The 17,457-nt window shown below is 43.2% G+C and carries 17 protein-coding genes; 8 read left to right on the top strand and 9 right to left on the bottom strand.

Annotation, left to right across the window (positions count from 1 at the left end; translation table 11 throughout):
* Window positions 1–104 precede the first annotated feature (104 nt).
* The 5 genes from ribH to ACFFGT_RS23900 all read left to right on the top strand — a co-directional run bounded on the left by ribH (window position 105) and on the right by ACFFGT_RS23900 (window position 3,615).
* Window positions 105–599 carry a 6,7-dimethyl-8-ribityllumazine synthase gene (ribH, locus tag ACFFGT_RS23920; RefSeq protein ID WP_377025037.1) on the top strand — a complete coding sequence of 165 codons (495 nt, stop codon included), beginning with the start codon at window positions 105–107 and terminating at the stop codon, window positions 597–599.
* A 230-nt stretch (window positions 600–829) separates the two neighbouring features.
* The gene (gene ytxJ, locus ACFFGT_RS23915) at window positions 830–1,159 is read left to right on the top strand and encodes a bacillithiol system redox-active protein YtxJ (RefSeq protein WP_377025036.1); all 330 of its coding nucleotides are present in this window, start codon (window positions 830–832) and stop codon (window positions 1,157–1,159) included.
* Between the two features lie 168 nt (window positions 1,160–1,327).
* The gene (gene lipA / locus ACFFGT_RS23910) at window positions 1,328–2,209 is read left to right on the top strand and encodes a lipoyl synthase (protein ID WP_377025035.1); all 882 of its coding nucleotides are present in this window, start codon (window positions 1,328–1,330) and stop codon (window positions 2,207–2,209) included.
* A 24-nt stretch (window positions 2,210–2,233) separates the two neighbouring features.
* Entirely contained in the window at window positions 2,234–2,785 is a 552-nt protein-coding gene (locus tag ACFFGT_RS23905) for an RNA polymerase sigma factor (protein WP_377025034.1), read from the top strand.
* Window positions 2,786–2,787: 2 nt separating this feature from the next.
* Window positions 2,788–3,615, top strand: a complete 828-nt coding sequence (locus ACFFGT_RS23900; protein ID WP_377025033.1) for an anti-sigma factor — start codon at window positions 2,788–2,790, stop codon at window positions 3,613–3,615.
* 348 nt (window positions 3,616–3,963) lie between these two features.
* Here the strand turns inward: ACFFGT_RS23900 and ACFFGT_RS23895 are convergent, their stop codons facing one another.
* The 4 genes from ACFFGT_RS23895 to ACFFGT_RS23880 form a co-directional block, all read right to left on the bottom strand.
* Complete coding sequence (locus ACFFGT_RS23895; protein ID WP_377025032.1) at window positions 3,964–5,469, bottom strand: NAD(P)H-hydrate dehydratase; 1,506 nt, start codon at window positions 5,467–5,469, stop codon at window positions 3,964–3,966.
* Between the two features lie 64 nt (window positions 5,470–5,533).
* Window positions 5,534–5,944 carry a putative toxin-antitoxin system toxin component, PIN family gene (locus ACFFGT_RS23890; RefSeq protein ID WP_377025031.1) on the bottom strand — a complete coding sequence of 137 codons (411 nt, stop codon included), beginning with the start codon at window positions 5,942–5,944 and terminating at the stop codon, window positions 5,534–5,536.
* Window positions 5,944–6,183, bottom strand: a complete 240-nt coding sequence (locus ACFFGT_RS23885; RefSeq protein ID WP_377025030.1) for a DUF8507 family protein — start codon at window positions 6,181–6,183, stop codon at window positions 5,944–5,946. Before ACFFGT_RS23885 ends, ACFFGT_RS23890 begins: the two co-directional genes overlap by 1 nt.
* Window positions 6,184–6,305: 122 nt before the next feature.
* Window positions 6,306–7,805 (bottom strand): catalase, encoded by a 1,500-nt coding sequence (locus ACFFGT_RS23880; protein ID WP_377025029.1) that lies wholly within the window; start codon window positions 7,803–7,805, stop codon window positions 6,306–6,308.
* 93 nt (window positions 7,806–7,898) lie between these two features.
* Between ACFFGT_RS23880 and ACFFGT_RS23875 the strand changes: the two genes are divergently transcribed.
* From ACFFGT_RS23875 to ACFFGT_RS23865, 3 genes are all read left to right on the top strand, one after another.
* Window positions 7,899–8,834: a hydrogen peroxide-inducible genes activator gene (locus ACFFGT_RS23875; protein ID WP_377025028.1), complete on the top strand. Its 936-nt coding sequence runs from the start codon at window positions 7,899–7,901 to the stop codon at window positions 8,832–8,834.
* Between the two features lie 240 nt (window positions 8,835–9,074).
* The gene (locus tag ACFFGT_RS23870) at window positions 9,075–11,495 is read left to right on the top strand and encodes a TonB-dependent siderophore receptor (RefSeq protein ID WP_377025027.1); all 2,421 of its coding nucleotides are present in this window, start codon (window positions 9,075–9,077) and stop codon (window positions 11,493–11,495) included.
* The gene (locus ACFFGT_RS23865) at window positions 11,495–12,664 is read left to right on the top strand and encodes a PepSY-associated TM helix domain-containing protein (RefSeq protein ID WP_377025026.1); all 1,170 of its coding nucleotides are present in this window, start codon (window positions 11,495–11,497) and stop codon (window positions 12,662–12,664) included. The genes ACFFGT_RS23870 and ACFFGT_RS23865 overlap by 1 nt, the downstream gene beginning before the upstream one ends.
* A gap of 123 nt (window positions 12,665–12,787) precedes the next feature.
* Here the strand turns inward: ACFFGT_RS23865 and ACFFGT_RS23860 are convergent, their stop codons facing one another.
* The 5 genes from ACFFGT_RS23860 to ACFFGT_RS23840 form a co-directional block, all read right to left on the bottom strand.
* Window positions 12,788–13,810, bottom strand: a complete 1,023-nt coding sequence (locus tag ACFFGT_RS23860) for a 2Fe-2S iron-sulfur cluster-binding protein (protein ID WP_377025025.1) — start codon at window positions 13,808–13,810, stop codon at window positions 12,788–12,790.
* Between the two features lie 3 nt (window positions 13,811–13,813).
* The gene (locus ACFFGT_RS23855; protein ID WP_377025024.1) at window positions 13,814–15,274 is read right to left on the bottom strand and encodes an amino acid permease; all 1,461 of its coding nucleotides are present in this window, start codon (window positions 15,272–15,274) and stop codon (window positions 13,814–13,816) included.
* 353 nt (window positions 15,275–15,627) lie between these two features.
* Complete coding sequence (locus ACFFGT_RS23850) at window positions 15,628–16,239, bottom strand: superoxide dismutase (RefSeq protein WP_377025023.1); 612 nt, start codon at window positions 16,237–16,239, stop codon at window positions 15,628–15,630.
* Between the two features lie 174 nt (window positions 16,240–16,413).
* Window positions 16,414–16,893: a nucleoside deaminase gene (locus ACFFGT_RS23845; protein WP_377025022.1), complete on the bottom strand. Its 480-nt coding sequence runs from the start codon at window positions 16,891–16,893 to the stop codon at window positions 16,414–16,416.
* Complete coding sequence (locus ACFFGT_RS23840) at window positions 16,894–17,229, bottom strand: tRNA-binding protein (RefSeq protein ID WP_377025021.1); 336 nt, start codon at window positions 17,227–17,229, stop codon at window positions 16,894–16,896. It abuts the gene before it with no gap.
* Between the last annotated feature and the right edge of the window lie 228 nt (window positions 17,230–17,457).

Here is a 17,457-nt window from a genome sequence, read left to right as displayed (position 1 = left end):
CAGATTTTGATCATCGATCACAGCGCTTAACAGATCCGAAATCGAACCTCCGAAATTCGAAATAAAAAATATCCGAAATCGAAATTCCCAAATCCGAAATATCTATGGCTACACAGCTTAAAAACCTTTCCGACTTTTCGAATACCGAAATACCATCAGCAGCACCGTACCGCTTCGGTATAGTTGTAGCCGAATGGAATGCCGAAATTACCAATGCACTTTACCAGGGCGCATACCAAAGCCTGGTAAGTAACGGCGCACTGGCCGAAAACATTTTTTCATACCAGGTACCCGGCAGCTTTGAGCTTACATCAGGAGCAGAGCTATTATTAAAAAAAGGTGGTTTCGATGCGGTAATTTGCCTGGGCTGTGTAATACAGGGCGAAACAAGGCATTTTGATTTTATTTGCAACGCAGTAGCAAACGGAGTAAGCAATGTTGCCATAAAATACTCAAAACCTGTTATATTTGGTGTATTAACTACTGATAATCAGCAACAGGCTATTGACAGGGCGGGCGGCAAACATGGCAACAAAGGCGATGAAGCAGCTATCACTGCTATCAAAATGGCGGCCCTTGCTGAAACATTAAACAGTTAAAACCCGTTAAAGCAATTAATTTTAGCTCAACATGAAAAAATTAGTTTACATAGCACTTATAGCTGCGGCAGTTGCAACAGTATCATCTTGCTCAAATAAATTATGCCCGGCTTACGGCTCATATCCCAAAACTGGTCGTTAACAGTTAATTGTCATTTTTAAACCTGCTTAAACACATTACACAGTTTTTGTGTTATAATTACGTTATAGCATTTTAACTATATAATAATATGAACTGGATTTCGTTGGAGACGGCCGATCAGCTTATGGCGATCAAACAACAAGAAGGCTATAGCCTTATATTTAAACATAGTACACGTTGCTCCATCAGCATGATGGCAAAAAGACGTTTTGAGCTTGACTGGGATAATCTTCCCGAAAATATATCCCTTTATTTTTTAGACCTGATCAAATACCGCGACCTGTCAGGCCAGGTAGCGCAATTGTTTCAGGTACACCATGAATCGCCACAATTATTACTCATTAAAAATGGCGAATGCATTCTTGACCAATCGCACAGCGGGATCTCTGTTGATGAAACTTTAGAAGTGCTGAATTAGTCTTTTAGTTCATGGTTCATAGATAATGGTTCATGGTTTTTAGAGAAAACTGATGAACCTCCCCATATTGTTATAAATGATAATCGTTTTGCAATAATCCGGGCGACTATGAACTATGAACCATCCACCATGAACTAATAATATTCAGTTTTTAACTACATTTGTACCATGATTGAATTGCCGGTAGTTCCTGCTGTTAGCCAGCCTGTACGCAAGCCCGATTGGCTTAGGGTTAAGCTTCCTACAGGAAAAGAATATGCTCACGTACGCAGCCTGGTTGATACTCACAAGCTGCACACTATATGCGAAAGTGGTAATTGCCCTAATATGGGCGAGTGCTGGGGGGCCGGCACTGCTACTTTCATGATCCTGGGTAATATCTGTACCCGTTCGTGCTCGTTTTGCGCTGTTGCAACCGGCAGGCCTTTAGCTGTTGATGTTGATGAGCCAAACCGCGTAGCCACCTCCGTAAAACTGATGCAGGTAAAACATTGCGTTATCACCTCTGTTGATCGCGACGACCTGAAAGACGGTGGCTCCATCATCTGGGCTGAAACCATCAATGCCATCCGCCGTGAAAGCCCCGATACTACTTTAGAAACCCTGCTGCCCGATTTTAAAGGCAACTGGGATAACCTTGCCCGTGTTTTGGAAACCAGGCCCGAAGTAGTTTCACATAACCTCGAAACAGTTAGGCGCCTCACTAAAGAAGTGCGGATCCAGGCAAAATATGATCGCAGCCTTGAAGCATTGAAACATATTTCAGAAGCAGGCTTACGCACAAAATCGGGCATTATGCTTGGTTTGGGCGAAACAGAAGAAGATGTTCTGGAAGCCATGGACGACCTGCTTGCCGCAGGTGTACACATCCTTACGCTGGGACAGTATTTACAACCAACACGTAACCACCACCCGGTTATAGACTGGATCCATCCCGACCAGTTTGCCCGTTACAAACAATTTGGACTGGATAAGGGTTTTAGATATGTGGAAAGCGGCCCGCTGGTTCGCTCATCCTATCATGCAGAAAAACATCTGTTTGAAATGTGATAATTCCTTTATATCTTCACCACGTTGAGTAAAAAACGAAAAATATCGCTATCGGAAGAAGAGCTGGTGCTATCATTGCAGCACCGGGAAAAAATCGCCGTAGAAGCGCTATATGATATGTATTCGGCCTCGTTATTCGGGGTGATATCACGCATAATAAATGACACCGCTATAGCCGAAGATGTTTTACAGGAAACCTTTGTAAAAATCTGGCATTCCTTTTCAAGCTACAGTACTGAAAAAGGCCGTTTATTTACCTGGATGGTTAATATCGCGCGCAACCTTGCGATAGATAAAATCAGATCAAAAGATTTTAAGAACCAAAACAAAAACCAGGAGATTGAAAATAACGTAACTTTCATTGACGAGCAAAGGAACACAGTTTACAAACCTGAGTTAATGGGCGTTAAGGATTTAGTGCAAACGCTAAAACCCGAACAAAAGCTGATCATAGAGCTGGTGTATTTTAAAGGTTATACCCACGTGGAAGCCGCCGAAGAATTAGGCATTCCGCTGGGTACCATTAAAACCCGGTTACGAATGGCTATCCAGGAACTCAGAAAACATTTTAATTGAAAGTGGAAGATTTAAAAGCATATATAGAATCAGGGATACTGGAACTTTACGTTTTGGGGGATGTTACCCCGGCCGAAAAGTTGCAGGTTGAAGATATGGCTTCAAAGCATCCGGCTATTAAGGCCGAGCTGGATGAAATAGAGCGCTCAATGGAACTGTATGCTGAAGAAAACGCCATCGAGCCATCAGAACATTTACGCAGCCGCATATTAGGCAGCTTACTTACCAATTTTGGCGACGATAATAACTTTCCAACACAAACACACGTAGAACGTGAAAAAGTTGTTGTTATGCAGCCTGATAAAGAAAAAGAAACCAATTTTTATAAATATGCATTTGCTGCATGCCTTGCTTTATTGTTAGCAAGCGCAGTGGCGTTGTATAATCTTTATAGCCGCCTTAACGATACAAATACCCAGCTAAGTGCAATGCAGGCCCAAAACCAGCATTTTAGCAACACTGTTAGTGCAAAAGATAGCGAACTTAACCTTTTAAGAGATACTTCATATAAACTGATCCACTTAAGAGGTACTGCCAAATCGCCTGAATCGATGATGACCGTGGCCTTTAGCCCATCTAAACAAAAAGTGGTTATTGATATGGAAGGCCTTAAACTACCGGCAAACGATCAAACCCACCAGTACCAGCTTTGGGCATTGGTAGGCGGGAAACCGGTTGACCTGGGTGTGTTTGATGCAACAGCCGATTCGAGCGGATTCAAGAACATGAAAGCAATAGCCTCGGCCGATGCCTTCGCAGTAACACTTGAGCCGAGAGGCGGTAGTGCAAGTCCAACATTGTCAGAAATGGTGGTGCTCGGCAAATACTAAAGCCATAAAAAAGCAGCCTCCGGGCTGTCATAAAGCAAAAAGCTTACATTTTTTTCAGATTTATTCCGAAAACGATGTAAGCTTTTTGCTTTTTATACGTTTGGTACTTATATTTCGTGTAAACCTAAACTACACGGGATTAATAATTTAACTTTTTTTTAACAAAAACCAAAACCAATTATTAGTTTTTTTGTAACTAATAAGTACGTGCAAACGTCTTATGAATAGTTAGGACATAAACGAGAGAAAAAACCAAAAATCCTAACCCCCAGATTTGAGTATTTAGTTCTTTATAAGATCAGTTAATAGTTAATTTAAAACGGCTGTATAATACTTGCAGCCGTTTTTTTATGCTCTTAACTTTGCCATGGTAACCGGCAGCTGCGTGATAAGCTTACCTGGTAAAACAACATGCATCCGGCTGGGCAGTGCCAGCTCATCTCCGGCCTTACCATGAATATAAGCGCCAATAATGCAGGCCCGCTCCGGCGGGTACTTTTGTCCAAGCAGCGCAGTTATCACACCGGTAAGCACATCGCCCATTCCCCCGCTTGCCATAGCGGCATTTCCTGACGAGTTAAAATAAGCTGTGCCCTCAGGTGTAGCAACAATGGTATAATCATTTTTAAGCAGGATGCATAGGTTTAGTTCCTTTGCCTTTTTTATTGCAGTTTGCAGCCGCTGCCACCAGTTGGTATGTTCGCCAAAAAGCCTGTCAAACTCTTTCATGTGCGGGGTTAAAATACTCCCTGCGGGCAATTGTGTTAACAATTCCTGATTTTCGGAAAGCAGGTTCAAGGCATCGGCATCAATAACCAATGGCTTTTTATAGTTTTTGATGATGGCTTTTAACAATACCAAAGCATCATCATCTTTTCCTAAGCCCGGCCCTACAGCTATCGAGCTAAATTTATCCCATTCAATATCGGGCAATTCAGTACCGCTCCTTACTATCGCCATAATTTCGGGCAGGTAGCTATTAAGCGCTGTTAAACCACTTTCGGGGATACAGGCAGTTGTTAACCCTGCCCCCGCATGTGCCGCCGCTGATGAGCTTAATAATGCCGCTCCCATAGTTTTTGCCTGTCCTGCAACAATCAACGCATGACCGTATGTTCCTTTATTACTAAAACGGTGCCGTGGTTTCAGCATTTGCCTGATATCTTTTTCTTCAATAAACTGGTATGGTGAATTCAGGCCCTGAACAAACTTTTCGCTGATACCAATATTTACCGACTCCCAGCAATTGATATAAGGTGCCGATTCGGGCAGCAGGAAATTGATCTTGGGCTGCTGAAAGGTGATCACAAGATCGGCTTTGACGGCGATCGTATCTTTAGGTACTTCACCTTCCGAAAAGAAACCTGTAGGAACATCAACAGCAACCACTGTGCGCTCAAGTTCATTGATATACTTAACCAGCCGTTCATAATCGCCGCTAAGCGGCTTGTTTAAGCCACTGCCAAGCAGCGCGTCAATAATTACCGGGCTGTCATCCTCTGGGATTTCACTGCCTTTTGTAAGTTCAGTTATGGTTACGCAGGTTTGCTTTAACCTCTCAAAATTGTGGTTAAAATCGGCAGATGCCTTATCCGAAAACCGGGCTATTACAACATAAAGCTTATTATAATGATGATCGCACAAAATACGTGCTATGGCAAGGCCATCGCCTCCGTTATTACCGGTTCCGCAATAAAAAGTTATGGGCTCATTTTTATCGGGGAAACGGTTTGCAAACCAGCCCACAAAAGCCCTGGAGGCGCGCTCCATCAGGTCGACAGATGATATCGGTTCATTAACAATAGTATAAGCATCGCCCTCGCGAATTTGTTCGGCAATTAATAAAGGAAGCATATATCCTAAAGTAAGGATTTATGGGATTTGTTTTAAGAGAAATTATTGGTGGCCACCACGGTTCTTAAAGACGCTTAACAATATTCAAAAATTCGTTAGCAGAAATTATCTTAACAGAAGGAAAGGCGAGCTGTTTTACAACGTTAAAATGAGAATCATTAGTAACCAGATAATCAGCATTTGCGGCTACGGCTACGTCAAAAAATTTATTATCATCCGGATCGCTGATGATTAAGTTCCACGAGTAGTATACTTTTTGATTAATCACATTAACCGCTTCAACAAAAATTTCGAGCACTATTTCTGCTGCTTTGGTGCCTGAACGGAGCTGAATTATTTCTTCGTACTCATAAATAATCTCATCAGATATGATAAGATTATATTTTTCATCAATAAAAGCCTCCCATATGGGTCGGTACTCACTCTTTTTCCCTATCGCAACTAACAGAATATTTGAGTCGAGTACAATGTTCATCAATGCTTTTTGGAAGAACTACGAAAATGCACCTTACTTAATTGTTCGTAAGTTTCGGCTGTAATATTGTTTCCACTTTCCCATTCCTCAATTGCTTCATCCAATTGCTGAGAAAGAAGCTTAACTGCAAGACGTCTTATTTGGGCAAAGTCGGCTTCAGGCAAAGGTTTTTTTAATAGCCTCAGCATCATCACCTGTTGCTCGTTTAAAGACTCGGAGGTTAACTCTTTTGCTCCCATAAATCAAATATAACGAAATGCTGAGATAAATTATTTTTTAATTGCGCGTTGTAATCCCTAAGGATAAAAACAAAAAAAGGCGGACAATAATGCCCGCCCTTATTTATTAGTAGTTGTAGGGGCTAAACATTTTGGGGCATTTGCTTCATGGTTTCGGCCAGGTCAAGCTCCAGGCCTTTGGCAACAGCCATACCTAAATTGATATCGGCCCTGAACCAGTGGCAAAGCTGGCGGTTAACGATCATATCTTTTTTAGGGCCTTCAATGCCACTCATCGAGTTTACGATGTTGGCAATCAAATCCTTTTTTTGCTGGCCATCCATCAGGCGGTAAAGGTTTCCGGGTTGGGTGTAATGATCATTTTCGCCTTCGGCGTTACGGTCGTACCAATCACCTACTGAGCTTCCAAAATCCCAGGCAGGTTCCTTGTAGCTTTGGTCAACTTCAATATCGTCAAAGCTGTTAGGGAAGTAATTAGGGTTTGAACCACCGTTACCATTAACGGTCATCTGACCATCGCGCTGATAATTGCTTACCAGGTAAGGGCATTTATTCACCGGGATCTGCTCGTAATTGCCGCCTAAACGGTAACGGTGCGCATCTGGGTATGACAGGATCCGCCCCTGCAGCATTTTATCGGGCGAGTAACCCACACCATCAATAACGTGTGCCGGTGCAAATGCAGCCTGCTCCACATGTGCAAAATAGTTATCGGGGTTTTCATTTAATTCTAATACACCTACATCAATCAACGGGTAATCGGCATGTGGCCATACTTTAGTTAAATCGAACGGATTAATATGGTATGTTTTAGCATCAGCCTCAGGCATCACCTGTATTTTAAGCGACCATTTAGGAAAATCGCCGTTATCAATAGCAGTTAACAGGTCATGTTGCGCAAAATCGGGGGCTTTACCGCGCATGTCTGCGGCTTCGGCATCGGTAAAGTTTTTAATGCCCTGCTGGGTTTTAAAATGGAACTTAACCCAAAACCTTTCATTATTGGCATTAATGAACGAAAAAGTATGACTGCCGAAGCCATCCATATGACGATATCCGTAAGGCGTACCGCGATCGCTCATTAAAATGGTTACCTGGTGCAAACTTTCAGGATTCAGCGACCAAAAATCCCACATCATGGTAGCGCTTTTACAGTTAGTATATGGGTCGCGTTTTTGGGTGTGGATGAAATCACCAAATTTTTTAGGGTCTTTTATAAAAAACACGGGGGTGTTGTTACCAACCAAATCCCAGTTCCCATCTTCGGTATAAAATTTAATAGCAAAACCACGCGGGTCACGTTCTGTATCTGCCGAACCTTTTTCGCCGCCTACAGTCGAAAAACGCAGGAACAATTTGGTTTGCTTACCTATTGTGTTAAAGATCTTGGCACGGGTATATTTTGAAATATCATGCGTAACTGTAAAAGTTCCATAAGCACCAGATCCTTTTGCGTGAACCACACGTTCCGGGATCCTTTCGCGGTTAAAGTGGGCCATCTTTTCGTGCAGGATGAAATCCTGAAGTAAGATCGGTCCGCGGGGGCCGGCTGTCATGGAGTTCTCATTTTCCACATAAGGCTTCCCTGATGCAGTGGTTAATTTCTTTTTATTTGTTTCCATATTTAGTTGGTTTTGATAATTCAAACCTCATGAAAATATTTCAATAGAAAAAATCAATATTTATTATCTTCGCATAGTATTTATCTATATTACATGACTATTACACAACTGGAGTATATTGTGGCGGTTGATACCTACCGCAGTTTTGTTGCAGCAGCCGAAAAATGCTTCGTAACCCAACCTACATTGAGCATGCAGGTGCAAAAACTGGAAGACACCCTGGGTGTTAAGATTTTTGACCGCAGCAAACAACCTGTAGTACCTACCGAAATAGGGATTGAAATAATTACACAGGCGCGCATCATGTTATCTGAAAGCGAAAAGATCAAAGAGATCATTTCCGACAGGCAAAAGGAGCTTTCGGGCGAATTGCGGGTGGGTATTATCCCTACTGTTTCGCCGTATATATTACCCAAAATCATTCACGGCTTTATTGAAAAATATCCGCAGGTAAAACTGATTGTATGGGAACAAACCACTGAAGAGATCATCCAGCAGTTAAAACTGGGCATGCTTGATTGCGGTATCCTTTCAACCCCGCTGCATGAAAGCAATCTTACCGAAATCCCTGTGTTCTATGAAAACTTTGTAGCCTATGTATCCAAAAACAGCAGGCTGTCAAAAAAGAAAAACATTGTTCCGGATGATATAGATATGGAAGAGATCTGGATCCTGAACGAAGGCCATTGCATGCGCGAGCAGGTACTTAACATTTGTCAACGCCGTAAATCGACCAAAGGTTTTCAGCATTTTGAATATAATACCGGCAGCGTTGAAACCCTTAAACGCATGGTCGATCAAAATAACGGCGCCACCATATTGCCCGAGCTGGCCCTGTCCGAACTGAGTGAAAAACAATTGGATAAGGTGCGCTACTTTAAATCGCCCGAGCCCGCCCGTGAGGTAAGCATTGTGATACAACGCAACTTTTTAAAACGCCGCATGATCGAGGCTTTAAAAGCTGAGATCCTGGAGTTTGTACCAAAGCGGATGAAGAGTAAAAAGAAAAAAGAAGTGATGGATATTTAGGCTCCGCCCTTTTCTTCCAGCCATACTTACGAAGTTTTTAAAACTTCGTAAGTATTTCCTTTCTTCTCTTTTGAGTTATTTCCATTTTGGAAACCTATGAGTTTCCGGACAATACAGTGCAATGTAAGTTACTGTATTACAGAACATAAAACAACGCTATTTAGATTTATTATAAATAATTTGCATCATAACACTTGCGTGACTACTTTTGGGCACTTATTTATATTTAGTCTAAATAAAATGAATCAACCCCAACCATCTTTTAAAAAGATCTTTTCGCTTTCATTTTTAGCAATCCTGCTACTCATCAACACTATCCCAACTTTTGCGCAGCAAACAAGGGGCACTCTTAAAGGCAAAGTTATTACTGCAAAAAATGACCCTGCCGAAAATGTCTCAATCGTACTTAAAGGCACCAAATTTGGCACCATAACCGACGAAAACGGCCTGTTTGAAATTAAAGCCCCTCAAGGTAATTATACGCTTGTAATATCTGAAGTTGGTGCAAAAGGCCAGGAAAAAACAGTAACCATAACAGCAGGCCAAACAACTAACCTTCCCGCTATCAGTGTTGATAATACTATTCACGGCTTACAGGAGGTAAATATCAATGCTAATAAAACCAACAAATTTAAACGTACCCGCAGCGAAGATGTAGCCAAAATGCCTTTGGCCAACCTCGAAAATCCGCAGGTTTACAATACGGTTAGCAGCCAATTAATACAGGAACAATTAGCTTTTTCTGTAGATGATGCACTCAGGAATGCTCCCGGTTTACAAAAAATGTGGGATGCAACCGGTCGCGGTGGCGATGGTGGCGCTTACTATAACAGTCGTGGTTTTATAGTACAGAGTACCATGCGCAATGGTATTGCCGGTAATGTTACCAATAGTATCGACGCGGCAAACGTCGAAAGGATCGAGATCATCAAAGGCCCATCGGGTACTTTGTTTGGCAGTTCATTAACATCATACGGTGGTTTAATAAACCGCGTAACCAAAAAACCTTATGATACCTTTGGCGGCGAAGTAAGCCTGTCGGGCGGAAACTTTGGCTTTTATCGCGGCAGCGCCGATATCAATACGCCTGTCGATAAAGATAAAAAAGTATTATTCCGGCTAAATACCGCGTTTAATCATGATGGCAGCTTTCAAAACAATGGTTTTTCGCGCAATGTAGTTATCGACCCAAGCATCGTTTACAAAGCCACCGACAGGTTAACTATCAGTGCTGATGCAGAACTATCCTATGGTAAAAACGTAGGTAAAACCATTTTCTTTTTCCCTTATGGACAAACAGTTCAGCAGTTAGGCTTCAATAGTGCCGATAAATCAAATATTGATTACAGGCAAAGCTACCATGGCGATGGTCTTACCCAAATATCACAAAACAGGAACATCTACGGCGAAGTAAAATACAAGATCTCAAACGCATGGACCTCACGTACCAACCTGAGCTTTACCCATAGCTACTCAGATGGCCACGGCCTTTACTATTACCTGATGCCGGGCGATTCCATATCACGTAACGATCAGGCTACCCGCAACAGCAAGGATGACATGATCGAGATTCAGCAAAACTTTAACGGCGATTTCAAAATAGGCAAGTTCCGTAACAGGTTTGTTGGTGGTTTGGATTTCTTCAGAGAAAACTCACAGCAGTATTTCTACGGCAGTACGCTTGATACAGTATCGACAACAGGAAACCACAACTATAATAACTTTAACGGAGCAGCCATGGATGCTATTTATGCATCAGGAGCTATTGGCTTTACCTATCCGGCCATGTATAAACAAAACACTTACAGCGCCTACATATCAGACGTGTTTAATATTACCGATCAGTTAATAGCATCGGCAGGTGTACGTGTAGACAGGTTTGACAATAAAGGTAACTACGACCCGACAACACAAAAAACTTCGGGAGCTTTTAAACAAACCGCATTTTCGCCAAAATTTGGTTTGGTTTATCAGCCGGTAAAAGATCACGTATCAATATTTGCCAATTACCAGAACAGCTTTAACAACCAAACCGGTACTACCGAAAACAATAAACCACTTAAGCCTGAACAGGCCAATCAAATTGAAGGCGGTGTAAAATTAGACCTGTTTGATGGTAAATTAAGCAGTACAGTAAGTTACTACGATATCAAGGTAAAAGACATTGTACGCCCATCTACTGTAAACCCGGTGCTTTCTGTACAGGATGGCACGCAATTCAGCAAAGGTTTTGAAGCTGAAGTAATTGCAAATCCCGTACCTGGTTTAAACTTAACTGCAGGCTTTACTTACAACAATTCAAAGCTTACCAAAACTGCCGATGCAACTGTTGAAGGCCTTCGCCCTGCAACAGCGGGTTCACCTTACCAGGCTAATTTCTGGGCAAGCTACAAAATTCAGCAGGGCTCTGTTAAAGGTTTAGGTTTTGGTATTGGCGGCAACTATGCCAGCGACAACAAGATTATCAACAGCTATACTTTAGGAGTATTCACGCTGCCATCGTACACTATACTCAATGCATCAGCATTTTACGACACCAACAGATACAGGTTTGGAGCCAAGCTTGATAACTTTACCAACCAAAAATACTGGTTAGGGTACACTACCGTTAACCCGCAAAAATTAAGAAGTTTTGCATTAAGCGCCACCTACAAATTTTAATGATGACGCTTTTTAAGAAAACCATATTATTCATACATCGCTGGCTCGGATTTATATCCGGGCTGGTGGTGTTTATAGTGAGTATCACCGGCTGTATCTTTTGTTTTCAGGATGAGATCCAGGATGCTATACATAGCTACCGTAAAGTCGAGGTACAAAACAAGCCATATATAGCTCCCTCAATCCTCAAGGCCGAAGCGCTAAAAGGCCGCAAAGGGGCTACAGCCAGTTATATTTACTACTATGGTATTGGTCGTCCGGCCGGAGTATTGGTAACCGATAAAAAAGAAGGCCTCCTTTTTGTTTACCAAAACCCTTATACCGCCAGGATCACTCATACCGAAAGCCCTGCTTCAAATTTCTTCGTTGTTGTTGAATACATTCACTTGTACCTATTGTTACCAGCCAACATAGGCAGCATGGTGGTTGGCATTTCGGTAATTATTTTTGTAGTGCTGATGATAACCGGTATAGTACTGTGGTGGCCCAAACGCAAAAGCGACCGTAAGCGGAGCTTTACCATTAAGTGGAACGGACGCTGGCGCAGGGTGAACTACGACTTGCATAATGTACTGGGCTTTTATGCTACCAGTGTCGCCATTATATTGGCTATAACCGGCCTTTCAATTGCCTTTGACTGGGTGCGTGAAGGCATTTACGCTACCGCCAATCTTGGCAAAGCACACCCCGAAGAAAAGGTGGTTTTCAAATCCGACTCGTTATTGAACGGTAAAATGGATACCACCCAGGTTATCAACAAAGCGTATTTAGCGGCCAAAGCCGGTTCGCCAAATGCGGAAATGTTCTTGATATATGATGATGCCACCAAAGCCGGCGCTGTAGGTATAACCGCCTACGCGCAAGCCCTGCACTACTATAAAAGCGATAGCTACACCTTTGATAAATACACCGGCAAATTATTGAACCGTACGCCCCATGATCAAAAAAGCGCCGGCATGAAGATGAATAACATGAACTATGATATTCACGTAGGCCAAATCTTAGGGCTGCCCGGTAAGATCATCGCTTTTTTAGTGAGCCTCATTTGTGCCAGTTTGCCTGTCACAGGCTTTATAGTTTGGTTGGGCAAACGCAAAAAGTCCAAATCAAAAAAAGTAAAAACCGTTGTGCATAGACGGACGGTAAGGCAGCATTTGCCGGCTAAGTAATAAGCCCTCACTTACCACCCGTCATTGCGAGGCACGAAGCAATCCCCTACTTTACAAGGCGAATCTGCATAGTTACTCTGCTTATTAGGGATTGCTTCGCACCTCGCAATGACGTCTTTTTAATCATAGTTCGACTACCACCTCATCATCCAGCGGATGCCCGGTGCAGGTCAGGATCCAGCCTTGCGCAAGGTCCGTTTCGGTAAGCACATCGTTCTTCACCATTTCTACTTTACCGCCGGTGCATTTAACCATGCAGGTAGAGCATACGCCGCCACGACAGCTATAAGGTAATGGGATATTGTTTTGCAGGGCTGCCTGCAGTATGGATTGATTTTCACCCACTACAATATCATGCAGTTCTCCCCTATATTTAATTTTGATGTTTTTGGGCGGAAAGCTGGTATAGCCGCTTGTTACAGCAACAGTTTCGAGCACAAAATTTTCACGGCGGATCTTAGCCTGGTCAATGCCCATATAAACCAGGTCGAACCGGATCATGCGCATGTAGGGAAAGGGGCCGCACAGGTAAAACTCTGCATCGGCCAAATTAAAACGGGTGTGCTGCTTTACCAGCTTTTCTACCTTATCAGTATTGAGGCGGTTGGCCTCACTGCTCAGCAGGTGGATAATGATTAACCTTTCGGGATGCTCAGCTGCCAGTTTATCCAGCTCATCTTTAAATAAAACAGAGGCAGCATTTTGATTACTGTAAATAAGTATCAGCCTGCTTTTACCATCCCGGCTCAAAATATATTTTAGTTGCGAAAATATAGGGGTAACGCCGCTGCCGGCGGCAAATAAAAACAGGTCTTTTTCCTGCTGATAGTTGCTGATAGTAAAACGCCCGGCCGGGGCGAGTGCCGTTAACTCATCACCTTCCTTTATCCTGGTAAGCATAAAACGGGAGATCTCACCATTGGTAATGCGCTTTATGGTGATAGCCAAACAGGGCTCATCCGGTGACGAACTTAGTGAATATGACCGCCTGGTCTCTTCCTGCCGGTGGCTAAATATCAGGGTAATAAACTGCCCTGCTATATATGGGATGGAACTCCCATCAACACTGCTCAAATAAAACGTAGCAGTATCAGGAGTTTCCCATTTTATGCGTTCAACTTTTAGTTTTAAAATATCTTCAGTCATCAATTAGTAGCGCTGGTGCTTATCCTCAAGCATTCTGCGGATAACGCTGTTCTTTTTGCCGTAAGTATAGTAGATAACCAAACCAATTGCAAGCCAAATGATCAATCGTAACCAAGTATCGCCGGGTAAAAATGTCATCATGGCAAAACAGGTCAGGATCCCCAGTATCGGCACAAGCGGAACAAGAGGTGTTTTAAAAGGCCGGTGAATATTGGGCTGCTGTTTACGCAATATGAGCACCCCGGCGCAAACCATAACAAATGCAAGCAGGGTACCAATGCTGGTCATTTCACCAACTACACGGATCGGCACAAAGGCGGCAAACAGGGCGATAAAGGCGCAAAGCATAATATTCGATTTCCAGGGCGTACGAAATTTAGGGTGGATCTCTGAAAACACTTTGGGCAGTAAACCATCTTTCGACATAGAAAAGAAAACCCGCGACTGGCCCAGCAGATCGACCAGGATCACTGAGGTATAACCGATCAATATAGCCAGTACGATAGCCTTACTCAGCCATTGATAATGCGTTTTTTCAATGGCGATGGCAACCGGCGCGCCCGAACCTATAAACTCCTTATAATTAGCCATACCGGTCATTACGTGTGCAAACACAATGAACAATACCGTACAGATGAGCAGTGAACCGATGATCCCGATAGGCATATTGCGCTGCGGGTTCTTAGCTTCCTGTGCCGCGGTTGATACAGCATCAAAACCGATAAACACAAAAAACACTAACCCGGCTCCCCTCAATATGCCCGACCAGCCATAATCGCCCCAAACCCCGGTATTTTGCGGAATATACGGATGATAGTTTTGCGGGCTAATGAACGACCATCCCACCGCAATAAACACCAGCACAACCCCAACTTTTAAACAAACAATAGTGGCATTAACCAATGCCGAGCCCTTCGTACCGCGGATAATGATACTGGTAACCAAAATCACAATTAAAGCAGCAGGTAAATTAATGATCCCGCGCAGCACATCGCCATTGGCCGCCATTGCTGTTTCAAATGGCGACAGGGTAAGCTGTGGAGGCAAATACAGATCAAACCACGACAAAAACTTAGTAAGATATTGCGACCAGCTGATGGCTACCGTTGCCGCCCCTACGGCATATTCAAGCACAAGGTCCCAGCCTATGATCCAGGCAAAAAGTTCGCCCATGGTAGCATAAGAGTAGGTGTAAGCGCTGCCCGCAACCGGAATCATGGCCGAAAACTCGGCATAACACAGCGCTGCAAATGCACAACCTACCGCAGCAATTAAAAAGGAGAGCGTTACCGCAGGTCCCGAATGCTGCCCTGCTGCTATGCCGGTTAATGAAAATAAACCGGCCCCTATAATGATACCTATTCCTATTAAAATAAGGTTAACAGGCCCAAGCGAGCGTTTCAATGAATGTTCCCCTTCCTCCTTTGATTCGCGGAGCAGGGTTTCTATGGGCTTTTTGATCATGATATAAAAAAGTCCACAAAGTTAGTAGATTATTGCAGAGGTGTGGTATGGGGATATAATTGGGAGGTAAAATATACGCCTTGGCAACATCAATTGCGACGATCCGTGAAGACACGGATCGAGGGAAGGAGTAATCCCCCACGTCCGCGCCCTCACGGACGCCAACAAAAATAAGACTCATGTCATTGCGAGCGTAGCGCGGCAATCTCGTAGCCAATACATGTCCGATCTGTATAGCTACGAGATTGCTTCGTCGTGCCTCCTCGCAATGACATGGTTTTTTGTCTGACACCAACAAAAAAGCGGCAGGATCATCAGATCCTGCCGCTTCAAATTTATAAGCTTAAATAAAATTAAGCAGTTGCTTTTGCGTAAAGCTCGGCAACGTGGTTCCAGTTAATTACATTCCAGATAGCCGCCAGGTAATCAGGGCGACGGTTTTGGTATTTCAGGTAGTAAGCGTGTTCCCAAACATCGATACCCAAAATCGGGGTACCTTTAACTTCGGCAATGTCCATTAATGGATTGTCCTGGTTAGGAGTTGAAGTTACAGCTAATTTTTTATCGGCAGTAACAATTAACCATGCCCAGCCAGAGCCGAAACGGGTTGCACCAGCTTCAGATACTTTGGTTTTAAAATCGGCAAATGAACCGAAAGTGCTTTTAATAGCATCGGCCAAAGCGCCTGTAGGCTCGCCGCCACCGTTTGGTGATAACAAAGTCCAGAACAAAGTATGGTTAAAGTGACCACCGCCGTTGTTACGTACAGCAGCAGGGAATTTAGAAATATTTTTGATGATATCGTCGATATTGCTATCGGCTTCCGGCTTGCCTTCCAAAGCTTTGTTTAAGTTGGTAACATAAGCCTGGTGGTGTTTGCCATGGTGAATTTCCATGGTCAGTTTATCAATGTGCGGTTCCAGAGCATCAGTAGCGTAGGATAACGCCGGTAGTGTAAATGCCATAATTTTAGTTTTAATTTTAAAGTTTACTGTTTGTTGTGACGTAACAAATATAAGCGTTGACGGAGGTATTTGTTCTAAATAATTGTCATGTTTTCTTTTTAGTTCATAGTTGATAGTTCATGGTTCATAGCTTATACCTATCTTCCATTACCATCAACTATGAACCATGAACTATCAACTCTTTTTCCGCTTCCCCTTAAAAAAATCCTTTACCAGCTGGCTGCATTCGGCTTCGCGGATGCCTCCGGTGATCACAGTTTTAGGGTGGGTTATTTTTTGATTGATGCGGCCGAAGCCGAGTTTATTGTCATAAGCGCCAAATACGATCTTACTTACCTGGAACCAGTACGATGCCCCGGCACACATTACGCAGGGTTCCATAGTAACATAAAGGGCACAACCCTGCAGGTACTTACCTCCCATTAAATTGGCCGCCGCTGTAAGCGCCTGCATTTCTGCATGGGCCGATACATCATTAAGCCGCTCGGTAAGGTTATGCCCCCGGCCAATAATCCGGCCATTGTAAACTACAATTGCTCCAATCGGAATCTCATCTTCCTCAAGCGCGTAACGGGCCTCCTTTAAAGCCTCGCCCATAAAATAATCATCGGGCGATATGGTGGTGGCATCATCATCAAAACTGATATATCTCATTTAAATAAGTTTGCTGCCGTTTGGCACAGGTTTTTCAACGGCGGTTAATACAATATCTCCGTTTTCGTCAGCAAAACCGGTAACCAGGAATTCCGACATAAAATTGGCGATCTGTTTTTTAGGAAAGTTAACAACGCCTACAATCTGCCTGCCAACCAGCTCTACTTTGGTGTAATGTTTGGTGATCTGTGCGCTGGACCACCTGATGCCGAACTCTCCGAAATCAACCCTCACTTTAAATGCCGGTTTGCGGGCCTGGGGGAAGTCTTCTGCTTCCAGTATGGTGCCTACGCGGAGTTCTACTTTTTCAAAATCATGCCAGGTGATGGTTTCCATGGAGGCAAAGGTAAAAAATATGCCTATTACTGTAGTTACAAACTACAGGCATAAAAAATCCGAAGTCGGAGGCTTCGGATAGCGAGGTGTTTAAATAAAAAATGTCATTGCTGTAAAGGTTAGATAATTCGGTAACAGAATTAGCTTTATATAACTAAGCTAATTTTGTTATGCGAATAAACACCAATGATCTGACGCTAAAGCGAAACTATCTAAGTAAGTATCGTT

This window comes from Mucilaginibacter angelicae (genome assembly GCF_042434235.1).
GTDB classification, from domain to species: domain Bacteria; phylum Bacteroidota; class Bacteroidia; order Sphingobacteriales; family Sphingobacteriaceae; genus Mucilaginibacter; species Mucilaginibacter angelicae.
Note: the sequence above shows the minus strand (reverse complement) of the source record. Positions and strands in the feature narration are given on the sequence as shown.

Coding starts and splice junctions, on each gene's coding strand:
- ribH (WP_377025037.1), top strand. CDS start 105: ATGGCTACACAGCTTAAAAACCTTTCCGACTTTTCGAATACCGAAATA.
- ytxJ (WP_377025036.1), top strand. CDS start 830: ATGAACTGGATTTCGTTGGAGACGGCCGATCAGCTTATGGCGATCAAA.
- lipA (WP_377025035.1), top strand. CDS start 1,328: ATGATTGAATTGCCGGTAGTTCCTGCTGTTAGCCAGCCTGTACGCAAG.
- ACFFGT_RS23895 (WP_377025032.1), bottom strand. CDS start 5,469: ATGCTTCCTTTATTAATTGCCGAACAAATTCGCGAGGGCGATGCTTAT.
- ACFFGT_RS23890 (WP_377025031.1), bottom strand. CDS start 5,944: ATGAACATTGTACTCGACTCAAATATTCTGTTAGTTGCGATAGGGAAA.
- ACFFGT_RS23885 (WP_377025030.1), bottom strand. CDS start 6,183: ATGGGAGCAAAAGAGTTAACCTCCGAGTCTTTAAACGAGCAACAGGTG.
- ACFFGT_RS23880 (WP_377025029.1), bottom strand. CDS start 7,805: ATGGAAACAAATAAAAAGAAATTAACCACTGCATCAGGGAAGCCTTAT.
- ACFFGT_RS23875 (WP_377025028.1), top strand. CDS start 7,899: ATGACTATTACACAACTGGAGTATATTGTGGCGGTTGATACCTACCGC.
- ACFFGT_RS23870 (WP_377025027.1), top strand. CDS start 9,075: ATGAATCAACCCCAACCATCTTTTAAAAAGATCTTTTCGCTTTCATTT.
- ACFFGT_RS23865 (WP_377025026.1), top strand. CDS start 11,495: ATGATGACGCTTTTTAAGAAAACCATATTATTCATACATCGCTGGCTC.
- ACFFGT_RS23860 (WP_377025025.1), bottom strand. CDS start 13,810: ATGACTGAAGATATTTTAAAACTAAAAGTTGAACGCATAAAATGGGAA.
- ACFFGT_RS23855 (WP_377025024.1), bottom strand. CDS start 15,274: ATGATCAAAAAGCCCATAGAAACCCTGCTCCGCGAATCAAAGGAGGAA.
- ACFFGT_RS23850 (WP_377025023.1), bottom strand. CDS start 16,239: ATGGCATTTACACTACCGGCGTTATCCTACGCTACTGATGCTCTGGAA.
- ACFFGT_RS23845 (WP_377025022.1), bottom strand. CDS start 16,893: ATGAGATATATCAGTTTTGATGATGATGCCACCACCATATCGCCCGAT.
- ACFFGT_RS23840 (WP_377025021.1), bottom strand. CDS start 17,229: ATGGAAACCATCACCTGGCATGATTTTGAAAAAGTAGAACTCCGCGTA.